8 protein-coding genes are annotated in these 6,000 nt (G+C 73.0%); 6 read left to right on the top strand and 2 right to left on the bottom strand.

Features of this window, described 5'->3' with window-relative positions; genetic code table 11:
- Nucleotides 1-76: 76 nt before the first annotated feature.
- The 4 genes from H2038_RS13830 (at nt 77) to H2038_RS13845 (ending at nt 2,202) form a co-directional block, all read left to right on the top strand.
- Nucleotides 77-547: a hypothetical protein gene (locus tag H2038_RS13830; RefSeq protein ID WP_292114395.1), complete on the top strand. Its 471-nt coding sequence runs from the start codon at nt 77-79 to the stop codon at nt 545-547.
- A 34-nt stretch (nt 548-581) separates the two neighbouring features.
- Nucleotides 582-1,028 (top strand): pseudoazurin, encoded by a 447-nt coding sequence (locus H2038_RS13835; protein ID WP_292114397.1) that lies wholly within the window; start codon nt 582-584, stop codon nt 1,026-1,028.
- A 107-nt stretch (nt 1,029-1,135) separates the two neighbouring features.
- Nucleotides 1,136-1,822 (top strand): helix-turn-helix domain-containing protein, encoded by a 687-nt coding sequence (locus H2038_RS13840; protein WP_292114400.1) that lies wholly within the window; start codon nt 1,136-1,138, stop codon nt 1,820-1,822.
- Nucleotides 1,823-1,854: 32 nt separating this feature from the next.
- Nucleotides 1,855-2,202 (top strand): response regulator, encoded by a 348-nt coding sequence (locus H2038_RS13845; RefSeq protein WP_292114403.1) that lies wholly within the window; start codon nt 1,855-1,857, stop codon nt 2,200-2,202.
- Here the strand turns inward: H2038_RS13845 and fixJ are convergent.
- Both fixJ and H2038_RS13855 read right to left on the bottom strand, forming a co-directional pair.
- Nucleotides 2,199-2,810, bottom strand: a complete 612-nt coding sequence (fixJ, locus tag H2038_RS13850) for a response regulator FixJ (RefSeq protein ID WP_292114406.1) — start codon at nt 2,808-2,810, stop codon at nt 2,199-2,201. The two genes, H2038_RS13845 and fixJ, sit on opposite strands and share 4 nt — an antisense overlap.
- Nucleotides 2,800-4,212, bottom strand: a complete 1,413-nt coding sequence (locus tag H2038_RS13855; RefSeq protein ID WP_292114415.1) for a PAS domain-containing sensor histidine kinase — start codon at nt 4,210-4,212, stop codon at nt 2,800-2,802. The genes fixJ and H2038_RS13855 overlap by 11 nt, the downstream gene beginning before the upstream one ends.
- A 221-nt stretch (nt 4,213-4,433) precedes the next feature.
- Between H2038_RS13855 and hemN the strand changes: the two genes are divergently transcribed.
- Nucleotides 4,434-5,825, top strand: coding sequence for an oxygen-independent coproporphyrinogen III oxidase (gene hemN / locus H2038_RS13860; protein ID WP_292114409.1), 1,392 nt, complete (start codon nt 4,434-4,436; stop codon nt 5,823-5,825).
- Nucleotides 5,826-5,902: 77 nt separating this feature from the next.
- Nucleotides 5,903-6,000, top strand: a 98-nt coding sequence (locus tag H2038_RS13865) for a hypothetical protein (protein WP_292114418.1), incomplete at its 3' end; no start/stop codon positions are given.

Below are 6,000 nucleotides of genomic sequence, written 5' to 3' on the forward strand. Positions count from 1 at the left end.
CTTGCGGCGGCGCAAAGTCCGCGGCCGTGGAGTCCTGTTCTGTGGGGCCATGGCCGCTCAATCGAACCGACCGCCGATGCGCTCCCCGCTTGAAGCGATCGTCTCGCGGCGCTGGGGCGTCCGTTGCTGTCAGCTGGTCGACCGCCTCGCCTTCGACGGCGGGCTGGCCCGGCTGCTGGAGGCGGACGACGGGCCCGACGTGGAGCGCGAGGCGCTCCGGCGTCTGATCGCCGACGCGACCGGCATGGCGCGGGACAGCGAGGAGACCCACTGGGGCGAAAGCGCCTGGCCCGTCGGCCTGGCCGCCGACCTCACGGCCCTGCGGCAGGCGTTCGAGACCTTCGAGGCGGCGGCCGGAGCCGCGCGCGAGCGGGCGAAGCCGGCGGTGCACGACGCCCTGGACCGCATCCGGAGCCGGATGGACGACTACCGCCTGCCGCCCGGCGACTGCGCCACCTGGCGGCTGCTCTGCGTGCTGGGGCGGAAGATCGACGCCGACGTGCAGCGCCGCCTCGACGCCGTCGGAGCGCCCCCGCTCCCGGCCTGACCCTTCGTTCCTCCCCCTCCTGCAGGTGAACACGATGCTGAGACGCACCTTCCTCTTCCTCGCCGCCGCGGGCGGCGCCCTGGCCGCGGCCGGACAGGCCGCAGCCGCGGAGCACCGCGTGCAGATGCTCAACCGCGGACCGGGCGGCGCCATGGTCTTCTCGCCCGCCCTGGTGCGGGCGCGGGTCGGCGACACCGTCCGCTTCGTGCCGACCGATCCCGGCCACAACGCCGAGACCATCCCCGGCATGCTGCCCCCCGGCGTCGCCGTGACCCGCGGGGCCATCGGCCGGGAGTTCCTGCTGCGGGTCGCCCGGCCCGGCGTCTACGGCGTGAAGTGCACCCCCCACTACGGCCTCGGCATGGTGGCGCTGGTGGTGGTCGGCGACGGCTCTCCCAACCGCGCCGCCGCCGCCGCGGCCGGGGCCCGGGCTCCGGGCCAGGCGCGCCGCCGCTTCGCCGATCTCTTCGGCCGCCTCTGAGGCGACTCGCGGGCCTGTCGCCCTGGGGAAATCCCTTAGGGACGAAACCTGACTGTGCCGGACCCCGCCGGGGCCATAGATGGGGGGTCATGCAAGGAGCGAACCGCATGGCCCCGCACAACGCCGCCCCCGCCGCCTACGCCTTCGCGGAGGCGCCCCGGCCGGTCAGTCAGGAGACCGCGTGCGCCCTGTGCGAGATCTTCGACGAAGAGGCCGCCACCCAGGCCTTTGCGGCCGGGCGCGAACTGTGCCGCCAGGCGGAGCCCAGCTACAAGGTGTTCCGCCTGCGCGCGGGCGCCGTCGCCACCTACCGCCTGTTCGCCGACGGGCGGCGCCAGGTGATGAACTTCTACCTGCCGGGCGACTTCATCGGCCTCGAGGCCGGGGTGGAGTACGGCGCGACCGCCGTGGCGCTGACGCCGGTCACCGCGGAGGTGATGCGGCGCAGCGAGCTGTCCGACATGGCCGCCGCCGATCCGCGCCTGTCGCGCGCCCTGTGGCAGGTCTCGGTCCGCGCCTTCCAGCGCAGCGAGGAGCACGCCCTGGTGCTGGCCCGCCACGGCGCGGTCGAGCGGGTGGCGGCCTTCCTCGTCGACTTCGCCGCCCGCAGCCGCAAGGGCTGGTGTTTCGAGCTGCCGATGACCCGGCAGGATCTGGCCGACTATCTCGGCCTGACCATCCACACCGTGTCCCGCACCCTGTCCCAGCTGCAGGCGGCCGGCCTCATCGAGGCCCGCTCCAGCCGGATCGTCCGGCTGCTGCAGCCGTCCGGCCTCGAAAGCCTGCTGCGGTGATTGCGCAGCCCAGGACCTCTCCGGCCCCGGTCGTGGCGCTGGTGGAAGGCGACCCGGCGGTCACCCATGCGATCAGCTTCGCCTTCGGGCTGGAGGGATTGCAGGTCAGGCCGCACGCGGCCGGCGCCGATCTGCTGGCGGACGGCGCGGCCGGCGTCGGCTGCATCGTGGCCAACGCCCAGCTGCCGGACATGAGCGGCCTGGAGTTGCTCGGCCGCCTGCGGGCGGAGGGCGTGCGGACGCCCGGGATCCTCATCGCCACCCATCCCGGGCCGGCGCTGCGTCAGGGCGCCCGCGCCGCCGGCGTAGCCATCGTCGAGATGCCGCTGCTGAACGACGCGCTGCTCGACACCGTGCGCAGCGCCCTGGAGGCCGGCTAGGGCTTGCCGACCAGCAGGCGCATGCGGACCAGTTCCGACAGGCTGCGCGCCTTCATCTTGGTCATGACGTTGGCGCGGTAGACCTCGACCGTGCGCGGGCTGATGTCGAGGTCGTAGGCGATGGCCTTGTTGGCCTGGCCGGCGACGAGGCCCTCGAGCACCTGCCGTTCGCGCGTGGTGAGCTGCTCCAGGCGGCTGCGGAACTCGCTGGCCTCGGCGTCCTCCGCCGAGGTCGAGGCGTTCTGGGCCAGGGCGGACCGGACCGCGGCCAGCAGCGCCTCGTCGTCGAACGGCTTCTCGATGAAGTCGACGACGCCGGCGCGCATCGCCTCGATGGCCAGCGGCACGTCGGCGTGGCCGGTCATCACCACCACCGGGTGCGAGACGCCGCGGGCCTTGAGCTGGCGCACCAGCTCGATGCCGTTCATCTCGGGCATACGCACGTCGGTGAGCACGCAGCCGGGTCGAAGCTCCGCCGCCTGGGCCAGAAGCTCGGGTCCGGACGCATAGGTCGCCGCCTCGAAGCCGGACGCCTTCAGCAGGAAGCGCAGCGAGTTGCGCACCGCGGCGTCGTCGTCGACCACGTGGACGACACTCTCACTCGACATGCTCAAGCTCCTTTTCGTCGACGGTCATCAGGGTGAAGCAGAACCGGGTGCCGCCGCCGGGGTTCGGTTCGGCCCAGATGCGCCCGCCGTGGGCCTCCACGATGGTCCGCGAGATCGACAGGCCGACCCCCATCCCGGTCCGCTTGGTGGTGAAGAAGGGCTGGAACAGCTGGCCCGCCACCTCGGGCGCGAGACCCGAGCCGGTGTCGGAGACGACGATCCGCGCCGTCTGTTCGCCCCCGTCCTCCACGCGCACCTCGAGCTTGCGGGTCGGGGACCCGTCCATCGCCTCGATGGCGTTGCGGATGAGGTTCAGCACCACCTGCTGCACCTGGACGCGGTCGGCCAGCACGAGGTCGATCCGAGGATCGAAGCGGAAGCGGACGCTGACCCCGTGCTCCTTGGCGCCCACGAGCGCGAGGGCGCCGGCCTCCTCGATCAGCTTGTGCAGGCTCTCGATGCGGCGCTCGGTCTCGCCCCGGGCCACGAAGTCGCGCAGCCGGCGGATGATGTCGCCGGCCCGCAGCGCCTGCTCGCCGGCCAGATCCAGCGCCTCCTTCAGCATGTCGCGCGGAACCTCGGGACTGTCCAGCAGCCGGGACGAGCCCCGCAGATAGTTGGCCACGGCCGACAGCGGCTGGTTCAGCTCGTGGGCGAGGGCCGAGGCCATCTCGCCGAGCGCCGTCAGGCGCGAGATGTGGACCAGCTCCGTCTGCAGCTCCTGCAGCCGGGCCTCGGTCTTCTGGCGCTCGGTGAGGTCGCGGACGAAGCCGGTGAAGAAGCGCTCCTGGTCGGAGACCATCTCGCCGACGGACAGCTCCATCGGGAAGGTGGAGCCGTCCTTGCGTTCGCCCACGACCACGCGGCCGACGCCGATGATGCGGCGCTCGCCGGTCTGCAGGTAGCGGCCGAGGTAGGCGTCGTGCGCCTCGCGGTAGGGCGACGGCATGAGGATGCTGACGTTCTGGCCGATCACCTCGTCCGCCCGCCAGCCGAACAGGCGCTCCGCCGCGTCGCTGAACGAGCGCATCAGGCCGCGTTCGTCGATGACCACCATGGCGTCGGGCACGGTGGCGAGGATGGAGCTCAGGTGGGCCTCCCGCGAGCGGAGGTCGCTGTTCACGGTCACGGCGCGGTCGCGCATCGACTGGAACATCTCGCCGCCGACGCTGATCATCGTGCCCACGGCGGCGAACACGAGGGCGCTGACCAGATCCCCGCCGGTGTGGTCCGCCCAGGTCACCGCAAGCCCCGAGACGCCGCCCAGCCCGGTGGCGATCGCGCCCGGGACGAGCCCGCCGAGGGCGGCGGCGGCCACCACCACCGGCACGAAGAACAGGAAGGCGACGCGGTCGTCGAGGACCGGCGTCAGCAGGAGGCGGACGGCGAGCGCCAGCGCCACCCCGATCACCGCCACGGCCACGGCCGTGCGGGTGCGCCGCGCCGCCAGCGCCCACGCCACGGCGCCGGGTTCCGGCTGGTCGGCCCAGCGGTCCGTCGCCTCTCCGGAAAACCCCTTAGGTGGAATACCCAAATGTCACCTGTCGCTTGGCGCGCCTATCCGCTTGTTCGATGGGCGGCGACGCCCTCCCGTTTCACTGTTTGAGGCCTGTTGCAACCGTGATGGCTCCGTCCGACGTCGCATCGGTGGCGGCCCCCGCCCGCGTGCCCGCGGCATGGCTCGCCCAGGCGGCGCGAAACCTGCCCCGCTACACCAGCTATCCGACCGCGCTCGCCTTCGGGGCGGCCGAGGACGACGCGACGGCCCGGGACTGGCTGCAGGCGATCCGGCCGGACCAGGCGCTGTCGATCTACACGCACGTGCCCTTCTGCCGGCGGCTGTGCTGGTACTGCGGCTGCCACACCACGGTGGTGCACGAGTACGGCCGCGTCCGCGCCTATTACGAGACCCTGCGGCGGGAGATCGATCTCTGGGCGGAGGCGCTGCCGGAACACGCCGGGGCCCGGCATCTCCACTTCGGCGGCGGCAGCCCCAACGCCCTCGGCCCGGCCGACTTCGCGGATCTGGTCGAACGGCTGCGCCGCGCCTTCTCCGTGACGGCCGACGCCGAGGTGGCGGCGGAGCTGGACCCGGGGATGCTGAGCCCGGCCTTCATCGACGCGGCGATCGCGGCCGGCGTCAACCGGGTCAGCCTGGGCGTCCAGACCTTCGATCCGGAGGTCCAGAGGCGCGTGAACCGGATCCAGCCCTTCGATCGCGTCGCGGCGGTGGTCGGCCGCCTGCGCTGGGCCGGGGTGAAGGGGCTCAATCTCGACCTGATGTACGGCCTGCCGGGCCAGACGCCGGAGAACGTCGCCGCCAGCGTGCGCGACGCGGTGACCCTGGAGCCGGACCGGGTGGCGGTCTTCGGCTATGCGCACGTGCCGTGGATGAAGAAGCACCAGGTCATGATCGACGCGGCGGAGCTGGCCGACGCCGAGGGGCGCTGGGCCCAGGCCGACGCGGCCGATCAGGCCCTGGTCGAGGCCGGCTATGTGCGCATCGGCCTGGACCACTACGCCCGCCCGGACGATCCGCTGGCCGTCGCCGCCGCCTCGGGCCGGCTGCGGCGCAACTTCCAGGGCTACACCGACGACCCGGCGCCGGTGATGATCCCGGTGGGGCCGTCCAGCATCGGCCGGTTCGGTCCGGGATTCGTGCAGAACGCCGCCGCCACCGATGTCTGGACCCGCGCCGTCGAGGCCGGCCGCCTGCCGGTCGCCCGCACCCTGGCGGTGACGGAGGAGGACGAGCTGCGCGCCGCGGTGATCGAGCGGCTGATGTGCGACCTGCAGGTCGACGTGGGCGCGGTCTGCGCCGGGCGCGGTTTTCCGGTCGACGCGCTGGACGCGGCCTTTCCGGCCCTGGCTGAACTCGAGGCGCTGGGGCTGTGCCGGGTGCGCGGCCGGATGGTGCAGACGCCGGCGGAGGCGGCCCGCCTTGTCCGCGCCGTCGCCGCCTGCTTCGACGCCCGCCTGCCGGACGGCGCCCGGCGGCACGCGGCGGCGGTCTGAGCCCCGCTCCGGCTACGGGAAATCCCCAAGGTGATCGGCCGCGCCGGCCGTGGGATGTTCGATCCCGCAGAGCGAGGATGGATCCGTTGTACGACTACCGGGCCGCATTCGAGACCGCCGTTGAGCAGGTGAGGGGGGAGGGGCGCTATCGCGTCTTCGCCGACCTGAAGCGCGT

Origin of the sequence: Brevundimonas sp. (assembly GCF_013912005.1) — a bacterium.
GTDB lineage: Bacteria > Pseudomonadota > Alphaproteobacteria > Caulobacterales > Caulobacteraceae > Brevundimonas.